This is a genomic window from Sodalis sp. (in: enterobacteria), from assembly GCF_047607725.1.
In the GTDB taxonomy this organism is placed as follows: domain Bacteria; phylum Pseudomonadota; class Gammaproteobacteria; order Enterobacterales; family Enterobacteriaceae; genus JBLKSS01.
Genome location: NZ_JBLKSS010000047.1, coordinates 1 through 18128 on the forward strand (window position 1 = coordinate 1; position 18128 = coordinate 18128).

Annotated in this window: 14 protein-coding genes and 9 pseudogenes; 9 read left to right on the forward strand and 14 right to left on the reverse strand. The window is 57.4% G+C overall.

Translation table 11 applies throughout. The features are described 5' to 3' along the window. Positions 1-39: 39 nt before the first annotated feature. Complete coding sequence (locus ACMX3H_RS05255; RefSeq protein WP_415210077.1) at positions 40-309, forward strand: Ig-like domain-containing protein; 270 nt, start codon at positions 40-42, stop codon at positions 307-309. 201 nt (positions 310-510) lie between these two features. Here ACMX3H_RS05255 and ACMX3H_RS05260 read toward each other — a convergent pair. Beyond that, positions 511-1073, reverse strand: a pseudogene (locus ACMX3H_RS05260) (hypothetical protein). A gap of 163 nt (positions 1074-1236) precedes the next feature. Here ACMX3H_RS05260 and ACMX3H_RS05265 point away from each other — a divergent pair. From ACMX3H_RS05265 to ACMX3H_RS05275, 3 genes and pseudogenes are all read left to right on the forward strand, one after another. Then, on the forward strand, positions 1237-1485 hold the full coding sequence (locus tag ACMX3H_RS05265; protein WP_345997514.1) for a helix-turn-helix domain-containing protein: 249 nt from the start codon (positions 1237-1239) through the stop codon (positions 1483-1485). A 2-nt stretch (positions 1486-1487) separates the two neighbouring features. Continuing rightward, entirely contained in the window at positions 1488-2045 is a 558-nt protein-coding gene (locus tag ACMX3H_RS05270; protein ID WP_415210066.1) for a DNA-binding protein, read from the forward strand. 142 nt (positions 2046-2187) lie between these two features. Continuing rightward, positions 2188-3360, forward strand: a pseudogene (locus ACMX3H_RS05275) (Mu transposase C-terminal domain-containing protein). Here ACMX3H_RS05275 and ACMX3H_RS05280 read toward each other — a convergent pair. The 8 genes and pseudogenes from ACMX3H_RS05280 to dapA form a co-directional block, all read right to left on the reverse strand. Further along, positions 3357-4608: pseudogene (locus tag ACMX3H_RS05280) on the reverse strand (hypothetical protein). The pseudogenes ACMX3H_RS05275 and ACMX3H_RS05280 overlap by 4 nt on opposite strands. A 26-nt stretch (positions 4609-4634) precedes the next feature. Next, complete coding sequence (locus tag ACMX3H_RS05285; protein ID WP_415210067.1) at positions 4635-4832, reverse strand: hypothetical protein; 198 nt, start codon at positions 4830-4832, stop codon at positions 4635-4637. Then, positions 4801-5019: a hypothetical protein gene (locus ACMX3H_RS05290; protein ID WP_415210068.1), complete on the reverse strand. Its 219-nt coding sequence runs from the start codon at positions 5017-5019 to the stop codon at positions 4801-4803. The genes ACMX3H_RS05285 and ACMX3H_RS05290 overlap by 32 nt, the downstream gene beginning before the upstream one ends. Positions 5020-5048: 29 nt before the next feature. Then, positions 5049-5507, reverse strand: a complete 459-nt coding sequence (locus tag ACMX3H_RS05295; protein ID WP_415210069.1) for a DUF441 domain-containing protein — start codon at positions 5505-5507, stop codon at positions 5049-5051. 21 nt (positions 5508-5528) lie between these two features. Then, a pseudogene (locus ACMX3H_RS05300) lies at positions 5529-6396 on the reverse strand (neutral zinc metallopeptidase). Between the two features lie 96 nt (positions 6397-6492). Continuing rightward, on the reverse strand, positions 6493-7206 hold the full coding sequence (gene purC, locus ACMX3H_RS05305) for a phosphoribosylaminoimidazolesuccinocarboxamide synthase (RefSeq protein WP_415210070.1): 714 nt from the start codon (positions 7204-7206) through the stop codon (positions 6493-6495). Between the two features lie 68 nt (positions 7207-7274). Beyond that, positions 7275-8322, reverse strand: a pseudogene (bamC, locus tag ACMX3H_RS05310) (outer membrane protein assembly factor BamC). Between the two features lie 16 nt (positions 8323-8338). After that, the gene (gene dapA, locus ACMX3H_RS05315) at positions 8339-9217 is read right to left on the reverse strand and encodes a 4-hydroxy-tetrahydrodipicolinate synthase (protein ID WP_415210071.1); all 879 of its coding nucleotides are present in this window, start codon (positions 9215-9217) and stop codon (positions 8339-8341) included. 145 nt (positions 9218-9362) lie between these two features. Between dapA and ACMX3H_RS05320 the strand changes: the two are divergent. The 3 genes and pseudogenes from ACMX3H_RS05320 (at position 9363) to ACMX3H_RS05330 (ending at position 11975) form a co-directional block, all read left to right on the forward strand. Then, positions 9363-9958, forward strand: a pseudogene (locus tag ACMX3H_RS05320) (glycine cleavage system transcriptional repressor). After that, positions 9936-10403 carry a thioredoxin-dependent thiol peroxidase gene (gene bcp / locus ACMX3H_RS05325; protein ID WP_415210072.1) on the forward strand — a complete coding sequence of 156 codons (468 nt, stop codon included), beginning with the start codon at positions 9936-9938 and terminating at the stop codon, positions 10401-10403. Before ACMX3H_RS05320 ends, bcp begins: the two are co-directional and overlap by 23 nt. 93 nt (positions 10404-10496) lie before the next feature. Then, positions 10497-11975 (forward strand): M48 family metalloprotease, encoded by a 1479-nt coding sequence (locus ACMX3H_RS05330; RefSeq protein WP_415210073.1) that lies wholly within the window; start codon positions 10497-10499, stop codon positions 11973-11975. A gap of 382 nt (positions 11976-12357) precedes the next feature. Here ACMX3H_RS05330 and hda read toward each other — a convergent pair whose 3' ends face one another. Genes hda through upp form a run of 3 tightly spaced genes read right to left on the reverse strand, consistent with a single transcriptional unit; the run spans position 12358 to position 15067 of the window. Then, the gene (hda, locus tag ACMX3H_RS05335; RefSeq protein WP_415210078.1) at positions 12358-13086 is read right to left on the reverse strand and encodes a DnaA inactivator Hda; all 729 of its coding nucleotides are present in this window, start codon (positions 13084-13086) and stop codon (positions 12358-12360) included. Positions 13087-13135: 49 nt separating this feature from the next. Beyond that, a complete protein-coding gene (uraA, locus tag ACMX3H_RS05340; RefSeq protein ID WP_415210074.1) occupies positions 13136-14383 on the reverse strand; it encodes a uracil permease in 1248 nt (415 codons plus the stop codon). A gap of 57 nt (positions 14384-14440) precedes the next feature. After that, entirely contained in the window at positions 14441-15067 is a 627-nt protein-coding gene (gene upp, locus ACMX3H_RS05345) for a uracil phosphoribosyltransferase (protein WP_415210075.1), read from the reverse strand. A gap of 231 nt (positions 15068-15298) precedes the next feature. Between upp and purM the strand changes: the two genes are divergently transcribed. Both purM and purN read left to right on the forward strand, forming a co-directional pair. Next, a complete protein-coding gene (purM, locus tag ACMX3H_RS05350) occupies positions 15299-16336 on the forward strand; it encodes a phosphoribosylformylglycinamidine cyclo-ligase (RefSeq protein ID WP_415210076.1) in 1038 nt (345 codons plus the stop codon). Then, positions 16336-16855, forward strand: a pseudogene (purN, locus tag ACMX3H_RS05355) (phosphoribosylglycinamide formyltransferase). Before purM ends, purN begins: the two are co-directional and overlap by 1 nt. Positions 16856-17345: 490 nt before the next feature. On the opposite strand, the pseudogene ACMX3H_RS05360 reads toward purN, so the two are convergent. Both ACMX3H_RS05360 and ACMX3H_RS05365 read right to left on the reverse strand, forming a co-directional pair. Continuing rightward, a pseudogene (locus tag ACMX3H_RS05360) lies at positions 17346-17771 on the reverse strand (phosphate ABC transporter ATP-binding protein); the annotation flags it as partial. 120 nt (positions 17772-17891) lie between these two features. Beyond that, positions 17892-18128 (reverse strand): annotated as a pseudogene (locus ACMX3H_RS05365) (ATP-binding protein); the annotation flags it as partial.

Below are 18128 nucleotides of genomic sequence, written 5' to 3' on the forward strand. Positions count from 1 at the left end.
ATCATCTTCAATAACTTGATGGGGAATTAACAGACGGCGCTGGGCGTACGCTTACTTTCGGATAATGCCGCCGCCGACGGTACGGAAACCAATCAGGTCAAAGTGGCCGTCGTGGATGGCCATGATAACCCGGTACCTAATCAAACGGTGACGTTCACTGCGGATAACAGCGCGACCATCATCGACAATGCCATTACCGATGCCAACGGATTAGCCATAGCCAGTCTCACCAGTTTGAAAGCAGGCGAGTCTACCGTTACATGTGGGGTGGCAACAATTTCTGGACTCTCAAAGGGAACGTTGGGTTAGCCGGAAGCCCTTTACTGGCACGGCTTACAGCCATTTTAAGTATTCTGGACTCGTCGCAAAAAAATGAGCGGGAAATGAGTTTTTTGCACTATATTCTGGACTGGATTAGTCGTGGTTTGAGTAAGTTTGAAAGCCGTTTAAACAGTTTTTGATTAACGATTTTGTTGCTAAATCTACACAATATATTTATATTTTATTTATTTAAACGGCCCTTTTGCTATAGCTTGTTAGGATTTCTTCCCCTGCCTCATTGTTGCCATCAAGACCACACTCTCTAGCCTTCCGAGCGTTTAAAGCAGCCTCTTCTTGCGTTTGAGGCTGTTGTCCAAGGATTTTCTCTTTCGCCACGTGATCTAGGCGCAGCAATTCAATATTATTCTCGTCAAGCAGATAGAGAACTGTTTCTACCCCTTTGCGAGCTAGCATGGTTGTCAATTGCTCCCGCTCTTCTTTAGTTAAAAATGAGAGCATATCTACCAAGCCATCACGATCTTCAATTTTATTTGGTGTTTTTTTTTATCATCTCCAGATTGAAGCCACTCCAGAGTAACCCCCTCACATTCTGCGATCCGAGAAAGAAGGTTTTCACGTGGCATTGGTGGATTCGCTTCCCTTTTGTAATAGCTGTTAAGTGTGTTGATGTTTATCCCCCAAGCTCTGGCAGCTGCACTACGCGAGGGGTATCTCCTTGCTAGCTGCGCAATTCTATCGATGACAGGTTCTTTGTCATGTGTTTGAAAAATACCAAGGCGTTCTTTTCTCATACGGGGTTCTTTTCCATAAAAATACATGTAAAACAATCTGTTATAACAAAAGCGCCAAAATAACTAAAAATGCTTTTATTTGGTATTTTTGGTGGTGTAGATTTTGTCTGTAGAGATAACCGAGCAGTTATCCCCACGGGCAATTTTTTAGGATAGATGAATGATGAGTCAAAAAGAAGATCTGTGTGTCGATTGGCACCCTGAAATCATCAAGGCGGAAATCCACAAAAGAGGACTATCGCTCCGCGCACTTTCACTGGAGGCGGGTTACAGCAAAGACTCACTTAAAACCGTTTTGCGTACACCATGTAGACCGTATCAGCAAATTATTGCTAATGCGTTGGGGGTAGAGCCGGAAGTGATCTGGCCAAGCCGTTACAGAACTGCAAGCTATATCCGCAAGGTGTCTTAATCATGTTTGTTGTCGCCAAAGAATTAATGGGAGTACCCGGCTTACCCGCGACAACCAAGGGCATTCGCCAGGCACTGTGTCGATATTCGGAGGGTTCACCTGAACTGGTACGCAAACGTCCGGGCACCAAGGCTTTCGAGTACCACATCGATTGTTTGCCGGAACAAACACGCGAGATCATCAAACAACGGCACTATAAATCCCTGATTGCGCAAGCCCCGGCCCAGCCGGTTGATGATCCGGTCAAACGCAGCACCGCCATCAAGTCGCGTGATGAGCTGGCGATCATGCGCCAATGTCCGGCCCTGCTTGACCGCAAGGTGCAGGCCCTGAACGATCACCAGAAGCAGATTGCCGATGCGCGCATGATGCTGGCACAGGAAGTGATCCGGTTACAGCAGGCCGGCATGACCCGCATTGCGGCGGTGACCTTTATCGTCGATGAGTCAAAGGCCGGTACATTGCCCGAGGCCCTGCAGCGCGCCGCCACGCTGTCCAACGCCAAAAAGGGACGCACCCCCGGCAAGGGGTGGGTAAAAGCAGCCTGCAGGAGTGGGTGAGTCTCTATCTCAGCGCAGAGCGGCCGCAGGAGCGTCTGGCGATACTGGCTCCCGGTCAGGCCCAGGANARCAGCGYCCMGAGGACATKRCGTGGTTCTAYACSCTGTWCTGGCCGCATTATGCCCGGCCCTGTGGCCCGACGGTGCTGGAAGCCTACCGCGCGTTTCAGGCGGACTGGCAGAGCAAATACCATGACCAGCAAGCCATGCTGGCGGCCCTGCCGACCTACGACAAGGTGAATCGCGTAGTCAGGCGGGTTGCGCCTCACCGGCGGGTCAAGGGCCGGGTTACCGGTTCGGCGCTCAAGGCGTATCAGGTCTACCAGCAGCGGGATTGGGCACAGATGCCGGTGAACGGCTGCTGGATAGCCGACGGCAAGTCGCTGAACATGAAAGTGGCGCATCCGATACACGGTCGGCCCTTTACCCCGGAGCTGACCCTGGTGCTCGACGGACGCACCCGCTATTTGGTGGGCTGGAGTCTGTCGCCGGAGGAAAACGCCATCGCGGTGGCGGATGCATGGCGTTATGCCATCCAGCACCACGGCAAACCGCTGTTTGCCTACTCCGATAACGGTGGTGGTGAGACCAACAATATGCTGGATGCGGATATCACCGGGATTTTCCCCCGGCTGGGCATTGAGCATATTACCGGTATCCCCGGCAATCCGCAGGCGCGAGGCATTATTGAGCGGCTTAACGGTGTGCTGCCATGTAGGCTGGCCCTGCGCTTTCAGACCTATAACGGGCTAAGCGCTGACCCCAACGGGACGCGGGTGCAGGGGCAAAAACTGCTGAGTCTGTCGAATGCCCTGCGTCAGAGGAAGGAGTTGAACACGACCCAGCAGAAAACGCTGGCGATATTGCCCAGCTGGCGACAGCTGATAGACGCCATCGAGGAGGAGGTGCAGCGCTATAACCACAGCCACGAGCACAGCGCGCTGCCGAAGGTCAACGGCAAGTCGATGACGCCGGCCGCCTACCGCAAGGCCCTGCTCGCCGAGGAGGGGGATAATATTGAATACCTGACGCCGGGCGAGTTGCGCGAGATGTTTATGCCAGAAGAGAAACGGGTAGCCCAGCGCGGCTGGGTTGAATTGTTGAATAATCAGTATGTTGCTAGGGAGCTGATTGAGGTAGACCGCCAGACGGTGCGGGTGGCCTACGACATTCATAATCCCAACGAAGTGATTATTCGCCAGATAGACGGGGCCTATCTCTGCACCGCGCYMTRSAAYRRMMMYACCNNKMMTYSMMGRYGYCNSTCNCRCGGGKMGMWWAMGCCCWGRMRGCRYGCGCYANNMRCGKTGNNTTAAWCYCSCYKMMWSCAMMAKYCAKRAYSCSMMMGWCNAWTTNACNGNYCYGRTGANNGMSGYAMMSAASGANANASCGRKYRCRKCCWKCWRANKRCSCANAKSKATSGGCNNNSRARWRMGSKAAKGKGYRYKKRTKWGMAWCYGRWWAWRAGCNCKRYAKCRMSGYRMKCRSSCCGTKSANGGMCNNCTWSRMKYAKWGGTNKKSTYYSKTGWMWGWGMCMGKMAWCCYRCGYKRSMSGCNNAKGNYCAKYGNMYKYYSWCANKYGTANWGWTYYKANRYMACWKYKANYKSCANSSCGGTNNTKGMSYSATMKSRMMWTMGNGGWKCYGMWGNKKSWGRYRGYGKMCMTWWMMRTWTMMGKSGAYACNMTKMTCGSCGGNANTKAYCCAYGNATCWGNCAKCCNTCMMWYANASAATGNNKSTKCRYYAGSCAKCGNNSTSSARCRKATYSTTWSCSGRCCANYRCARCNRRCSCAYCAANKAMYWSMRGAYGYCNNCKCSRCGGNSKCGYYYACSMSCAGMCAGCGNNCGCCNNNCKYGSYSYYMMTCSMCMKYSSKCCASCAGCNRYAWCNSSSSCMRWMAWWKSASCGTYSKGMYSMGCGNTAAMGNRCGNCAKRMCGKSCRCGKCNNCWTYRRMSGGMGCNGRTNRATRSRMSARGNWKCRGYRANGKKYRYGGGYGARCAWCCSGKMMARMGCCNGMWKYGCCGCGNTCMGNCNGTNSAYGSMMYYAYGNYRYAGANGSYKKKCTCNSCSTGNCNGTNRSCCGGCRTNMMKMGCSGGCGNCNKGWTCRGCGSYGNSGTCRGNSCGKRRSKKSMGRKGMSWSAGCKRCGGCRSRCGGTKCTGGCSCCATCGCGCCATCGGGAGCCGCTGGGCAGGCGGCGGACCTATCCGTATCCGGCGATACCTGCTCGGCGGCAATGACCCACGCATCAGCATCCTCAAACAACAATGTCTGCGTCAGCCAGCGCTCCAGCGGATCGTTTGCCGACCAGCGCAGCGGCGCATCAAGGACCAGCGGATGCCAGCGCGGCGGCCTCGTCCACCAGCAGCCAGCGCGCCCTTGCCCCCCCTCGACAGCGGGCCAGCAGCGCATCGGGGGCAAAAAAAGGAGCGTCGGGCCCCGCGTAACGGCGCAGGACGTCCACGGCGGCTTTGGCGGGAGCGGTAATACAACAGGCATCAGCGAGTTTATGGGCGAACATCCCGGCCAGCGCCGATTTGCCGCGTCCGCGTGACGCAATCATGATATAGATGCCGGGCTCGGCCTGCGTCAGCCGGCGTAATAGCCGGCGCTGATCGGCGGTGGGTCGGCCCGGGGCGGGAGGGGAGTGAGCTGCGGCGCACGGTTCTGGCGCAGCACCACCACCGTCGGATCCGCCAACAGCGAGGCGCAGAAATAGCGGGTAAAAGACGGGGTAGCGATCCGCTGCGGCTGTTCACTCCAGCGCAGCGAATCGCCGTCTGGCACACGAGGCCAGCGCCGCCAGCGCATCCACCGACAGCGCCTGGCGGGCGGCGAATACCGCATGCAAGAACTCGCGACCGAGCAGGGTCTTCAGCGCCGCCGCCTGCCGAGAGCACCAGTCGGGCTCGCCGCTTATGACCAACAAGCGCCGCTCGCCGGCCCGCCGCATCGCCGCCGTTTCTTGATGCATACTGGCCAGCCAAGACGGCCGCGACACCGTCACCTCAGGTTTTGGCCCACGAGCAGCGACAATAGCCCCGCGGCTATCAGCGGCCCCACCGGCACGCCGCGAAACAACGCGACCCCGAGCACCGTACCCACCAGCAACCCGGCGACGACAGAAGGCTGGCTAGACATTAACGAGACACCGCGGCCGCCCAGCCAGGACACTACCACGCCAATCACAATCGCCAGCAGCGATTTCCAGTGCAAAAAGGAGTGCATTACGGTAGACGCGGACAGCGTGCCGCTGGCGACGGGCGCCAGTACGCCGATGGTGAGAATGATAATACCGATGGTCAATCCCTGCTTTTCCACCCAGGGAAAATACTGCTCCATCGGAGTGAAGCGAATAATCAATAACACCAGGATCGCCACCGTCACGGTGTTGTTATGGCTGATAATACCGAGCGCCGCCAGACCCAGCAGGATCAGCAGCGTCGGATCGGAAAAATTCATACACTGTCCCTGAATAATAACTTAGCGACTGGCAAAGGTATCACACTGCTTAATATCGCCGCTGTCGAATCCGCGTTTAAACCAGCTATAACGCTGCTGGGAGGTGCAATGGGTAAAACTGTCCGGCACGACCCTACCCTGTCCGCCCTGCTGCAAACGGTCGTCGCCCCAATAGCCTGCGCGGCATTTAGCGCTTCTTGGAGGTCCTGTTCGTCCAGAATCTGCCACTGCTGCATGCTGTGGCCCCATACGCCGGCGAAACAGTCCGCCTGTAGCTCCAGCTTCACCGACAGCTGATTCACGGTTTTTTCCGGCGCGCCCTGGCCCTGCTGCTGTTGACGTACCTGACTTTCTATACCGAGCAGTTTTTGTACGTGATGCCCCACTTCGTGGGCGACAACATAGCCCTGGGCGAAATCGCCGCCGGCGCCGAGTTTATTTTTCATATCGTCGTAAAACGATAAGTCGATATACACCGTACTGTCCGTCGGGCAATAGAACGGCCCCATCACCGACTGGCCGGTACCGCAACCGGGACGCGTCGCGCCGCAGTACATCACCAGCTTCGGCGGTTGATAGGTCTTGCCCATTTGCTGGAAAATTTGCTGCCAAGTATCTTCGGTATAGCCGAGGATCACCGCGGTAAACTTGGCCGCTTCATCGTCATTGGCGCTGACGCGCGTTTGCGCGGTCGACGGCGAACCCGACTGGCCGCCGGTAAGCAGCGGCGTGAGATCGACGCCATAATAGCCCGCCACCACCACCACAATCAGCAGTACAATACCGCCTTACCGCGAATCGGCAGTCTGAACCCGCCGCCGCCGAGACCGGATGACTGCCCGCGCCTGTCTTCCACATTATTGCTTTCGCGACCACCTTGCCAACGCATCGTCATCCCCATTTAATATGTTTTCTAGTAGTGAGGATAGCATATAACCCCGGACACACGGCAGGCCGCCGCGGCGTCAGGTAAACGATTGCGCGGTTAGTCCAACGTCACGCCGATACGCTTAGCGACTTCCTCATAGGCTTCGATGACGCCGCCCAGACTCTGACGGAAGCGGTCTTTATCCATTTTATCCAGCGTATTTTTGTCCCATAAACGGCTGCCGTCAGGAGAAAACTCATCCCCCAGCACAATTTCGCCGTTGAACATGCCGAATTCCAGCTTGAAGTCCACCAGAATAAGCCCGGCATCGTCAAAAATTTTGCTGAGCACATCGTTGGCTTGATAGGTCAATTGCTTCATCCGCGCCAGGTGGTGTTCACTGACCCAGCCGAAGGTGGTGCAATAGGACTCGTTTATCATCGGATCGTGCATGGCGTCGTTTTTCAAAAACAGATCGAACAGCGGCGGATTCAACACCAGCCCTTCTTCAACGCCCAAGCGCTTCACCAGCGAACCGGCGGCGCGGTTACGCACCACGCATTCCACGGGCACCATCGCGAGTTTTTTCACCAGCACTTCATTATCGGAAAGCAGGCGCACGATCTGGGTCGGGATGCCGGCCTCGGCCAATTTGGTCATGATAAAATAATTAAACTTATTGTTGATCATGCCCTTGCACTCGAATTGCTCGATACGCTGACCGTCCAGCGCTGACGTATCGTTGCGGAAGGTCAGGATCAGCAAATCCGGATCCTCTGTGGTATAGACCGTTTTCGCTTTGCCGCGATACAACTCAGCTAACTTTTGCATCTTTACATACTCCAGTGGCAGATAACGCTGTAATACAGGTAAAAAAGGGGGCCGCGGCCCCCTGTTGATTAACGGGTAGATGACTGGCTGAATGCCGCCTGGAATACCGCCATCAGCGCGTCGTTTTGCGACTGGGTCAGGGTATGTCCTTTCGGGTCGGTGAACTGCAGCGTGCTGCGGTTGCCGAGGTCGCCGACCTGCAGTTTATAGTCGCCGTTGCGCAAATCCGGATCTTTGGCGCCTAAATCGTCCCTGGTGCCGCTGCCCGGGGCGTCATAGGTCACCGAGACGGTGCCGAGCGGGCGGCTGCTATCCTTCACCTTCATGCCGATGCGCGCCAGCGCCGCAGGCAGATGCGTCCACACGGCATTGTACGGCGAGCGCACCAGCAGCGGCAGCCCCGCTTTCGTCGGCGCCGCTTTGCACGCTCAGATCGGCGGTTTCACCCTGGGCGATGCGGTTGGCGCGCTCGTCGTTAAGCTGCTGGAGCCCGCTCGCGACGCTGTTGAGCATCTCAACGGTATAGCGCTGCATCAGCGCGGGGTTGGTAACCGGCTTATCCTGCTGCCGCAGACCAAGCGAGGTCACCTGCAGCGAAGTCTGATAGCCCTGCATCGCCAGGCTTATCTGGTAACGGCCGCTGTACTGTTCATCTTCATCAGCGCGGGTCCAGAGGATCCAATCGGTATTCAAGCTCTGCTGCGCGTCCTGACGTGAGGCAATGGGATAGCCCTTGCTTTGCACTACCACCGCCACCTGCGACCACAGATCGCGACTTTGCGCGCTGTTCTCCAGCTGGATAACGGCGCTGTTGCCGGAATATTGCGAGCGGGAACCGTTTAGCAACGCCAGCGGCTGCGCGGGGGGACGGATGTCCAGCCCTTTGCCCACGGCGCCGTTGCGCGGGACGGCGGGAATTTCATAGTCGCCGTTCTGCAGGGGCAGAATCATACCGGAAGGACTGGTAAGCGCGTGCAGCGATGGTGCTTTCAGGTACTCTTCATTTCCGTTTACCTGACGTTTATAGCGCTGATCGCTGGTACAGGCCGCGAGCAGCACGATAAGCGTGACGCCTACCCCTTTCGCTACCCGCGACTTTTGCATTGAATAAGCCATTAAATCTCCCTAAGAGTTACAGCAAACCCGCATCCGTTAACGCCTGTCTCACCACGCGGCTACCCGCCTCGGTCAGGGGCGTCATCGGCAGGCGCAGGGTGTCGGTCGCCATTAATCCCAATGCTTTACAAGCCCATTTAACCGGTATGGGGCTGGGTTCAAAGAATAATTTCTGATGCAGCGGCATCAGGTGCTGATTGAGACGGCGCGCATCAGCGTAATTGCCGTCGGCCGCCAGAGCGCAAAGCTGCGCCATTTCCTTCGCGGCCACGTTCGCCGTCACGGAAATCACCCCTTTGCCGCCGAGTTGCATGAAGTCCAATGCGCTGGCGTCGTCGCCGCTTAGCAGCAGGAAATCGGCATTGACCAGCTCTTGGATCTGGCTAACGCGGCTTAAGTTCCCCGTCGCTTCCTTAATACCGATAATATTTTTGATTTCCGCCAGGCGGGCGACGGTCGGCGGCAGCATATCGCAGCCGGTGCGTGCCGGCACATTGTATAGGATCTGCGGCAAATCGCTGCTTTCGGCAATGGCTTTAAAGTGCTGGAACAACCCTTCCTGGCTCGGACGGTTGTAGTATGGCGTGACGCTGAGGCATCCCACGACGCCGCTATCGTTGAAGCGGCGAGTCAGCGATACGGCCTCGGAGGTGGAGTTGGCACCGGTGCCCGCGATGACGGGAACGCGCCCGTCGCTGAGCTCAAGGGTCCACATCACCACATCGCCATGCTCTTCGTAGCTCAGGGTAGACGTTTCGCCGGTCGTTCCCACGGCCACGATTGCTGCGGTGCCGCTGGCGACATGATAATCGATTAATTTTTTCAGACTGACCCGGTCGATGGCGCCCTTTTCGTCCATCGGAGTAACCAGTGCAACTATGCTTCCCGTAAACATTGACCATCCCTCCACAAACAGGTTATTCATGGTACTTTTGTCACCTATCCAAAAGCAAGCAAACATCGGCCCGGTAAGCCCTTGGCAGCAGGTTTTTTTTAGGGTTACCATGTAAATCACAACCCGCCGGACAGGAAGCGCCATTTTGTCACCGTTACAGCAACATTATCTGGTTATCACCACACTGAGCACAGACCGGCCTGGCATTGTCAATACCATTACCCGCCACGTCAGCAGCTGCGGCTGCAATATTGAAGATAGCCGACTCGCCATGCTGGGCGAGGAATTTACCTTTTATTATGCTGCTTTCCGGCGGGTGGAACGCCATCACGCAAATTGAATCTACCCTGCCGCTGAAAGGGGCCGAGTTGGATTTATTGATTGTGATGAAGCGCCCCAACGCCCAGGAGCAACTGGCGACGCCGACCACGGTGTGGGTCACGGTGGAGGTGGATGACTCTCCCCATATTATTGAGCGCTATACCGATTTGTTTGATAGCCATCAGGTGACCTTGGCGGAGCTGGCGTCGAAAACACAGCCGGCGGGCCCGCAATCGCCGCCCCGGCTGACGCTCTCGATGACCGCACACGGGCCGGCCGGGGGTCAGGTTCTGCTGATTGAACAGAGGTTTCATCAACTCTGTACAGAACTGCATGCGCAAGGCAGTATTAGAGTTATCAATCATCCACAGCATCAGGAAAGAGACGGAGTATTGCAATGACGCCACTGAAAGCCGGTGATATAGCACCACAATTTAGCCTGCCCGATCAGGACGGTGAACTCATTAGCCTTACCGACTTCCAGGGACAAAGAGCGTTGGTCTACTTTTATCCCAAAGCGATGACGCCAGGCTGTACCGTACAAGCGGGCGGGTTGCGCGATAACATGGACGACCTGAAAAAGGCCGGGGTGGAAGTCCTGGGCATCAGCACCGACAAACCCGAGAAGCTATCCCGCTTCGCCGAAAAAGAACTGCTGAATTTCACCTTGCTCTCCGATGAAGACCATCAGGTCGCCGGCCAGTTCGGTGTCTGGGGCGAGAAGAGCTTTATGGGCAAAACCTATGATGGCATTCACCGCATCAGTTTCCTGGTGGGTGTCGATGGCGCCATCGAGAAAGTGTTCGACGATTTCAAAACCAGCAATCACCATGATATCGTGCTGGCCTATCTGAAAAGCGTTTAAACGCAGCCCGCAACGCAGGCCGGCGCGCCCTCACGACGGCGTGGGCGGCGGCGTGGGATGACGGCCGGCCTCCGCCGGCAACATGGGTTAACTATGGTTACTCGGTTGAAAAAAAGCTTTATCGCGCTATTGCTGACCGCGTTCGTCGGCACATTCCCGGCGCACGCAGACGAAATCCAGGACAATCTACCGGATATGGGCACCACTGCCGGTAGCACCCTGAGCATCGGTGAAGAGATGCAAATGGGGGATTACTTCGTGCGTCAGCTGCGCGGCGGCGCACTAATCATCAACGATCCGCTGTTAAACCAGTACATCAACCATTTGGGCGGGACGCTGGTGGCCCATGCCAACTCGGTGCGCACGCCCTTCCATTTTTTCCTGCTGCGCAGCAGCGAGCTCAACGCGTTCGCTCTTTTCGGCGGCAACGTGGTGCTGCATTCGGCGCTGTTTAACTATACCGACAATGAAAGCGAACTGGCGTCGGTCATGGCCCACGAACTGTCTCATGTGACCCAGCGTCATCTAGCGCGCGCCATGGAAGATCAGCGGCGCAACGCGCCGTTGACCTGGGTCGGCGCGCTGGGCTCCATCCTATTGACCATGGCCAATCCCCAATTGGGTATGGCCATGCTCTCCGGCACCATCGCCGGCGCCGCCCAGGGTAACATCAGTTTCACCCAGGCCAACGAGCAGGAAGCGGACCGCATTGGTTTACAGGTACTGCAACGCGCAGGCTTTGATCCGCAGGCGATGCCGACCTTTTTGCAGAAGCTGGCGGACCAGAACCGTTACTCCACCGTGCCGCCGGAGATGCTGCAAACCCATCCCTTGCCGCTGAGCCGGCTGGCGGATACCCGTAACCGCGCCAACCAGATGAAACACATCGCCATCGACTCATCGCAGGACTTTTACCTGGCGAAGGCGCGCGTCCTCGGGATGTTTGGGTCAAGTGACAACGTGCTGCACAACGATGTGCTGGACGCCTGGCAGAAAGGCAACACGCGCCAGCAGCTGGCCGCGCAGTACGGCCAGGCGATTTTGTTTTATCAGGCAAAAAAATACGACGACGCCAAACGTACGCTGCAGCCATTGCTGACCCGGCAACCGTCCAACATCTGGCTGGTGGATTTGATGACCGATATCGATCTGGCGCTGCAACAGACGGGACAGGCCATCAGCCGGCTTGAGGCGCTGGTGCGCGGCAATGAGCGTGATGCCAGCCCGGTGCTGCTGCTCAACCTCGCCAACGCCTATGTCGAGGGGCATCGCTATAGCGACGCCATACGGATCCTCAATCGCTACACCTTTTCCCACCCAGATGACACCAACGGCTGGGATCTGCTGACCCAGGCATGCGCCGGGCAGAGTCTGGGGGATCAGGAGCTGGCGGCGCGCGCCGAACGGCTGGCGCTAACGGGGCAGTTGGATCAGGCGGTGCGGGCGTTAAGCGAGGCCAGTAGCCGGGTCAAATTGGGCAGCCTACAGCAGGCGCGTTATGACGCCCGTATCGATCAGATCCGGCAGTTGCAGTTGCGCTTCGCACAGTATGAGAAGGGCGCGCGACGCTAAACCGCGCCCTACTGCAGGACACACGTGAGGCGCGCCACACTGGCTAACAGGATAAGCGGCGCTGCTTAACTCGAAGCCTATGAAAAGCTCGCCACGGCTCGACGCGAGACAAGAGAAAAGCCTGTCACTCACTGTTCGATGCGGCAACTAGAGTCAAGCGTGTCACTGTGCGACTCGGAGCCTATGGAAAACGCGCCACGGCTCGATGCGGGACAAGAGGAAAGCATGTCACTGCTGGACTCGGCGTATATGGAAAGCGCGCCTACGCCCAACGCGGCACCTGTTGCATGCGCGTCAACCCTCGATGAGGGCGTACTGGCATGCACCCACGCCACGGTATTGGCCCGTCCTACGGCGCTAAGGGTTAAAGCGCGTCAGGCCCTTAGAGGTTCAAGATGGCTTTCACGAACGGAATGGTCAGTTTGCGTTGCGCGCGGATGGACGCATGATCCAGCTGATCCAGCGTCGCCGACAGCGTTCGCATATCCCTTTCCAATCGTTTCAACAAAAAGCGGCTGACGTCTTCCGGCAATTCAAATCCACGCAGCTTCGCCCGCAGCTGCAGGGCCGCGCCCTTCTCTTCGTCAGAGAGCGGCTGCAAACGATAAATCTGCCCCCAATCCAAACGGGAGGCCAGGTCAGGCAGGCTGAGATTCAATTGGCGCGGCGGGCAATTGCCGCTGATGATAAGCCGGGTGCACCCGGTTTCCTGAATGCGGTTATAGAGATTAAAAATCGCCATTTCCCACGGCGGATCACCGACGATACACTCGATATTATCGATGGTCACCAGCGCTAATTGCTCCATTCCTTCCAGCACCTCCGGGACGAACCAGGTGCGTTTATCCAGCGGCACATAGCCTACCGCCTGGGTGCGCGCCGACAGCGCCGCGCAGGTGGCATGCAACAAATGGCTGCGGCCGCCCCCCTTGCGTGACCAAAAATAGAGGTAACTGCCGTGTTCGCGGGGCAGCATTTCCTGCAGCGCCGCCAGCAGTGCGCCATTTTCGCCGGGATAAAAACTGGCGAAGGTCTCGTCATCGGGTAAATAGAGCGGTAAAGAAAGCTGCGCTGGCGTGTTCAGATGTACCTCTTGCGTTCTGGCAAAGATCCTTCCCAGTTTACCATAACTTTACCGCGCCGTGAGGACGGCGCGGCCGTTAGGAGGGCGTGCCTTCATCAGGCTCCAGGATTTTCTCTTCGCCGCGCAGCAGCGTGATAACGCGGAATATCAGGCTGAGCGCGATACCGACCACCGTTGCCAGCGCCATGCCCTTCAACTCGACGGCGCCCAGATGGATTTTGGCGTCGCTGACGCCGATAATCAGGATCACCGAGGTCAGAATCAGGTTTTGCGCTTTGTTATAATCGACTTTCGACTCGATAAGCACCCGGATGCCGGAGGCGGCGATCACGCCGTACAACAACAGCGACACGCCGCCCATCACCGGTACCGGCATCGCCTGAATCGCCGCCGCGAGCTTGCCGACGCAGGAAAGCGCGAGCGCCAGAATCACCGCCCCGCCAATGACCCAGGTGCTGTAAACGCGGGTTATCGCCATGACGCCGATATTTTCACCGTAGGTGGTGTTCGGCGTCGAACCAAAAAAGCCGGACAGCAGGGTAGACGCGCCGTTGGCGAACAGCGAGCGGTGCAGGCCCGGATCGCGCAACAAGTCCCGCTGCACAATATTGTCGGTCACCACCAGGTGCCCCACATATTCGGCTATCACCACCAGCGCCGCCGGCAGGATAGTTAGAATGGCCATCCATTCAAAGTGCGGATGGTAAAACGTTGGCAGCGCGAACCAGGGGGCGGCGGATAACGCATAACCCGCCAGCACCCCGATAAGGATGGGAATGATGGCCAGAAACCCGCGGAACAATACCGACCCCAGCACCGTAACGCCGAGGGTGGCCATGGAAATGACCACGGTGATGGCATCCACCGGCGCATCGGTGCTAGGCAACAGACCCGCCATATTGGCCGCGACACCGGCCAGCTCCAGGCCGATGACCGCCACTATCGCCCCCATGGCGGCGGGAGGGAAAATGACGTTGATCCAACCGGTTCCCGCCTTCTTGACGATAAGGCCCACCAGGCAAAACAGCGCGCCGCAGGCGATAAATCCCCCTAGCGCCAGCTCATAGCCGAGCGGCAACAGCAACAGCACCGGCGAAATAAAGGCGAAGCTGGAGCCGAGATAGGCGGGGATTTTGCCCTTGCAGATAAAAAGGTACAGCAAGGTGCCGATGCCGTTAAAGAGCAGGACGGTACCGGGATTGATTTTGAATAAAATCGGCACCAGCACCGTGGCGCCAAACATGGCGAACATGTGCTGCAGACTCAGCGGGATGGTTTTAAGCAGCGGCGGGCGTTCCGACACCCCGATGGCGCGACGGGTCATGGCGACTTTCCTCAGATTTCAGGGTCAAAAAAAACCGACTCATTGGCCGGTTTAGGATTATTTGGTACCAAATATTTTATCGCCCGCGTCACCCAGGCCCGGCATGATATAGCCTTTTTCGTTGAGTCCCTTATCAATAGCCGCGATATAAAGCTCCACGTCGGGATGCGCTTTTTCCAGCGCCGCGATGCCCTCGGGTGCAGCCACCAGCACCAACACCTTGATACAGCGGCAGCCGGCCTTCTTCAAGAGATCGATGGTGGCGATCATCGAGCCGCCGGTCGCCAGCATCGGATCCACCACCAGCGCCATGCGTTCGTCGATACTCGATACCAGCTTATGGAAATAAGGCACGGGTGTCAGCGTCGTTTCGTCACGGTAGACGCCGACCACGCTGATACGCGCACTGGGGAGATTTTCCAGTACGCCATCCATCATGCCGAGGCCGGCGCGGAGGATCGGTACGACGGTGATTTTCTTTCCTTTGATTTGATCAATTTCAACCGGTCCGCACCAGCCTTCGATGGTTACCGTTTCGGTTTCCATATCGGCGGTGGCGACATAGGTCAACAAGCTTCCCACCTCCGACGCCAATTCGCGAAAGCGTTTGGTACTGATATCGTGAGCGCGCATCAACCCCAGCTTGTGTTTTACCAGCGGGTGTTTAACCTCAACGATCTTCATGTTATCTCTCCCCTAGGCTACTGAACGGCCAAAAAAATCGCGAGATTATAGCCCCTTTTTCCCGCCGCACCATACGTATTTGCCTGATCAGGATCAAGGCTTATATGGAATTTACTATAGTCAACAAAAACGTCGACGCGAATGCAACAGCTCTCGCAAACGATTGCCCACGCTGTTAGAATTGGCGGCGCCCCATTCCAAGCAACAGGTTATCTCCGTGGAGATCTTGCAGTGACCGACAAAACCTCTCTCAGTTACAAAAACGCAGGTGTGGATATCGATGCCGGCAGCACATTGGTAGACCGCATCAAAGGTGTTGTGAAACAGACCAAACGCCCGGAAGTCATGGGCGGGCTGGGCGGCTTCGGTGCACTGTGTGCGCTGCCGCAGAAATACCGCGAGCCGATTCTGGTTTCAGGCACCGATGGCGTCGGGACCAAACTGCGTCTGGCCATGGATTTAAAACGCCACGATACCATCGGCATCGATTTGGTGGCAATGTGCGTTAACGACCTGGTGGTTCAGGGGGCCGAGCCCCTGTTTTTCCTCGATTATTATGCCACCGGTAAGCTGGACGTCGATACCGCGGCCGCGGTGATAACCGGTATTGCCGAGGGTTGCCGGCAGTCCGGCTGTGCGCTGGTCGGCGGCGAAACGGCGGAAATGCCGGGCATGTATCACAGTGAGGATTATGACGTCGCCGGCTTTTGCGTCGGCGTCGTGGAAAAAGCGGACATTATCGACGGCAGCAAAGTCCAGGCCGGCGATACGCTGCTGGCGCTGGCCTCAAGCGGCCCCCATTCCAACGGTTACTCGCTGGTGCGCAAAATTTTGTCCTTCAGCCAGACCGACCCCGAACAGACGCGGGTAGAGGGCAAATCGCTGGCGGATCATCTGCTGGCGCCGACGCGCATTTACGTTAAAGCGCTGCTTTCCCTTATCGAGCAGACCGAGGTACATGCGATCGCACATTTGACCGGCGGCGGCTTCTGGGAGAATATCCCGCGCGTTCTGCCGGCCGTTACCCAGGTGGTGATCGATGAAAACAGCTGGCAGTGGCCGGCGGTATTCCGCTGGCTGCAGCAGGCCGGCAACGTCAGCCACCATGAAATGTACCGTACCTTTAACTGCGGCGTCGGCATGGTTATCGCCGTCCCCGCAGCCAGCGCCAGTCAGGCGCTCGGCATACTCGCCGGTCTGGGTGAAACCGCCTGGGTGCTCGGCGAAATTCAGCCCGCCGCCGGCGAGCATCAGGTGATTATCCGCTGATGAAACGCCTGGTTGTGCTGATCTCGGGTGAAGGCAGTAACCTCCAGGCGCTTATCGAGGCCTGCCAGCAGGGCAAAATCGCGGCGCGCATCGCCGCGGGTATCGAGGCGAAGTCGCTCAACCCGGCGGATTTCGTCGACCGTGAAGCGTTTGATTTGGCGCTCAGCGCCCTTATCGACCGCTACCGGCCGGATGCTCAACGTGCATCCCTCTTTGCTGCCGCGCTATCCCGGATTACATACCCATCGCCAGGCGCTGGCCAACGGCGATGCCGAGCACGGCACTTCCGTGCATTTCTTCACCGACGAACTGGATGGCAGCCCGGTGGTTCTACAGGCGCGGGTACCGGTTTTTGCCGGAGACGATGAACAGATACTGACACAACGGGTGAAAACGCAGGAACATGCCATCTATCCATTGGTTGTTGGCTGGCTGCTGACGGGCCGGCTAACGCTGCGTGATAACGTTGCCTGGCTGGATGGCGCGCCCCTGCCGGCCGCCGGTTACACCGCGGATTAAACACTGGCCGGTTGGCGCAAACTGACGATCAAGGCGTTACTCCCCAGTGCCGCCTATGCTTTTACAACTCGGATTAACGATGAGGATTGAGAGGGGGTGCAGCGCCTCCTACTGACGGGAGAAGATGAAAACACCCTCCTCCTCTGACGCTCTCCGTCATCGTCGTGGGCTAGACGGGCGCGTTGTGAAAATAGGGTTCCTTAGAAATGAGGAGCAGGAGCTATAGTGGCGTCAGACCCTGTTTTGCCTGCGTTGAGAAAGCGATCAAACGCTGGATTCGCTGCCAAGTGCCATGCGCTGATGCGTCATTGCGAAGGGTGTCCGTTGTAAGAGATGCAATCTCGGCGTCGCTGAAAAAAGTCGATTTGGCGATGAAAGAGCATGCGTGGCACAACGTCGGTTGTCTCGGTCGAACCCGAAAACGACCTTCACTGGCAGCATCAAAACGTCAGCATCACTGTATTGCCCTCAGTTCGTTGCGCCGCGACCGCTAACGCAGCCGGCCGGTGATGTATTCCTCGGTTTTGCGCTGCGTCGGCGCGGTAAACAGCCGGTCGGTGGCGGCATACTCCACCAGCGTTCCCTGATGGAAAAAGGCGGTGTCATCGGAAACGCGCACCGCCAGTTGCATGTTATGCGTCACCAGCACCAGGGTGAAATGCGCCTTCAGCGATATCATGAGCTCTTCAATGGTCAGCGTGGAGATAGGATCCAGCGCCGACGTCGGCTCATCCAGCAACAATACTTCCGGCTCAATGGCTATCGCGCGGGCGATCATCAGCCACTGCTGTTGGCCGGCGGACAACTTGAATGCGTTTTCCCGCAGACGGTCTTTGACCTCATGCCACAGCGCCGCCGCTTCATCCAACAGCCTGCGATCGCCGATGCCCAACAGCCGCAGGCCGTAGACGACGTTTGCAGATTCCGACGTATCCGATCATCTGTTCCGGCGACATCCGATCAGTTATTCCGATATTTTCCGATCACCCATTCCAGTGATATTCGATCACGTGTTCGCTCATCTTCTGACTCAGTTTTAGTCTATTTTTCCTGTTCTAGCTACTCCTTGCTCTTTGCGTAGTGATTCGCCTTTAAGTTCCAGTCGATAGCTGGGGTGTAAGCCGATCGAGTAGCGCGTCAGCTGTCGTGGGGTTTTCTATCAGTCCATACCATTTTTTTACCGGCAGTTGACTGATCAGGATGCTGCTGCTTTTGTCGTAACGATCTTCCATCACCTCCAACAGCATCGTTGCCTGCATCGGACTCATTGATT

Coding starts and splice junctions, on each gene's coding strand:
- bcp (WP_415210072.1), top strand. CDS start 9,936: ATGACGCCACTGAAAGCCGGTGATATAGCACCACAATTTAGCCTGCCC.
- upp (WP_415210075.1), bottom strand. CDS start 15,067: ATGAAGATCGTTGAGGTTAAACACCCGCTGGTAAAACACAAGCTGGGG.
- purC (WP_415210070.1), bottom strand. CDS start 7,206: ATGCAAAAGTTAGCTGAGTTGTATCGCGGCAAAGCGAAAACGGTCTAT.
- dapA (WP_415210071.1), bottom strand. CDS start 9,217: ATGTTTACGGGAAGCATAGTTGCACTGGTTACTCCGATGGACGAAAAG.
- ACMX3H_RS05295 (WP_415210069.1), bottom strand. CDS start 5,507: ATGAATTTTTCCGATCCGACGCTGCTGATCCTGCTGGGTCTGGCGGCG.
- ACMX3H_RS05270 (WP_415210066.1), top strand. CDS start 1,488: ATGTTTGTTGTCGCCAAAGAATTAATGGGAGTACCCGGCTTACCCGCG.
- ACMX3H_RS05265 (WP_345997514.1), top strand. CDS start 1,237: ATGAGTCAAAAAGAAGATCTGTGTGTCGATTGGCACCCTGAAATCATC.
- ACMX3H_RS05330 (WP_415210073.1), top strand. CDS start 10,497: ATGGTTACTCGGTTGAAAAAAAGCTTTATCGCGCTATTGCTGACCGCG.
- ACMX3H_RS05290 (WP_415210068.1), bottom strand. CDS start 5,019: ATGCATCAAGAAACGGCGGCGATGCGGCGGGCCGGCGAGCGGCGCTTG.
- uraA (WP_415210074.1), bottom strand. CDS start 14,383: ATGACCCGTCGCGCCATCGGGGTGTCGGAACGCCCGCCGCTGCTTAAA.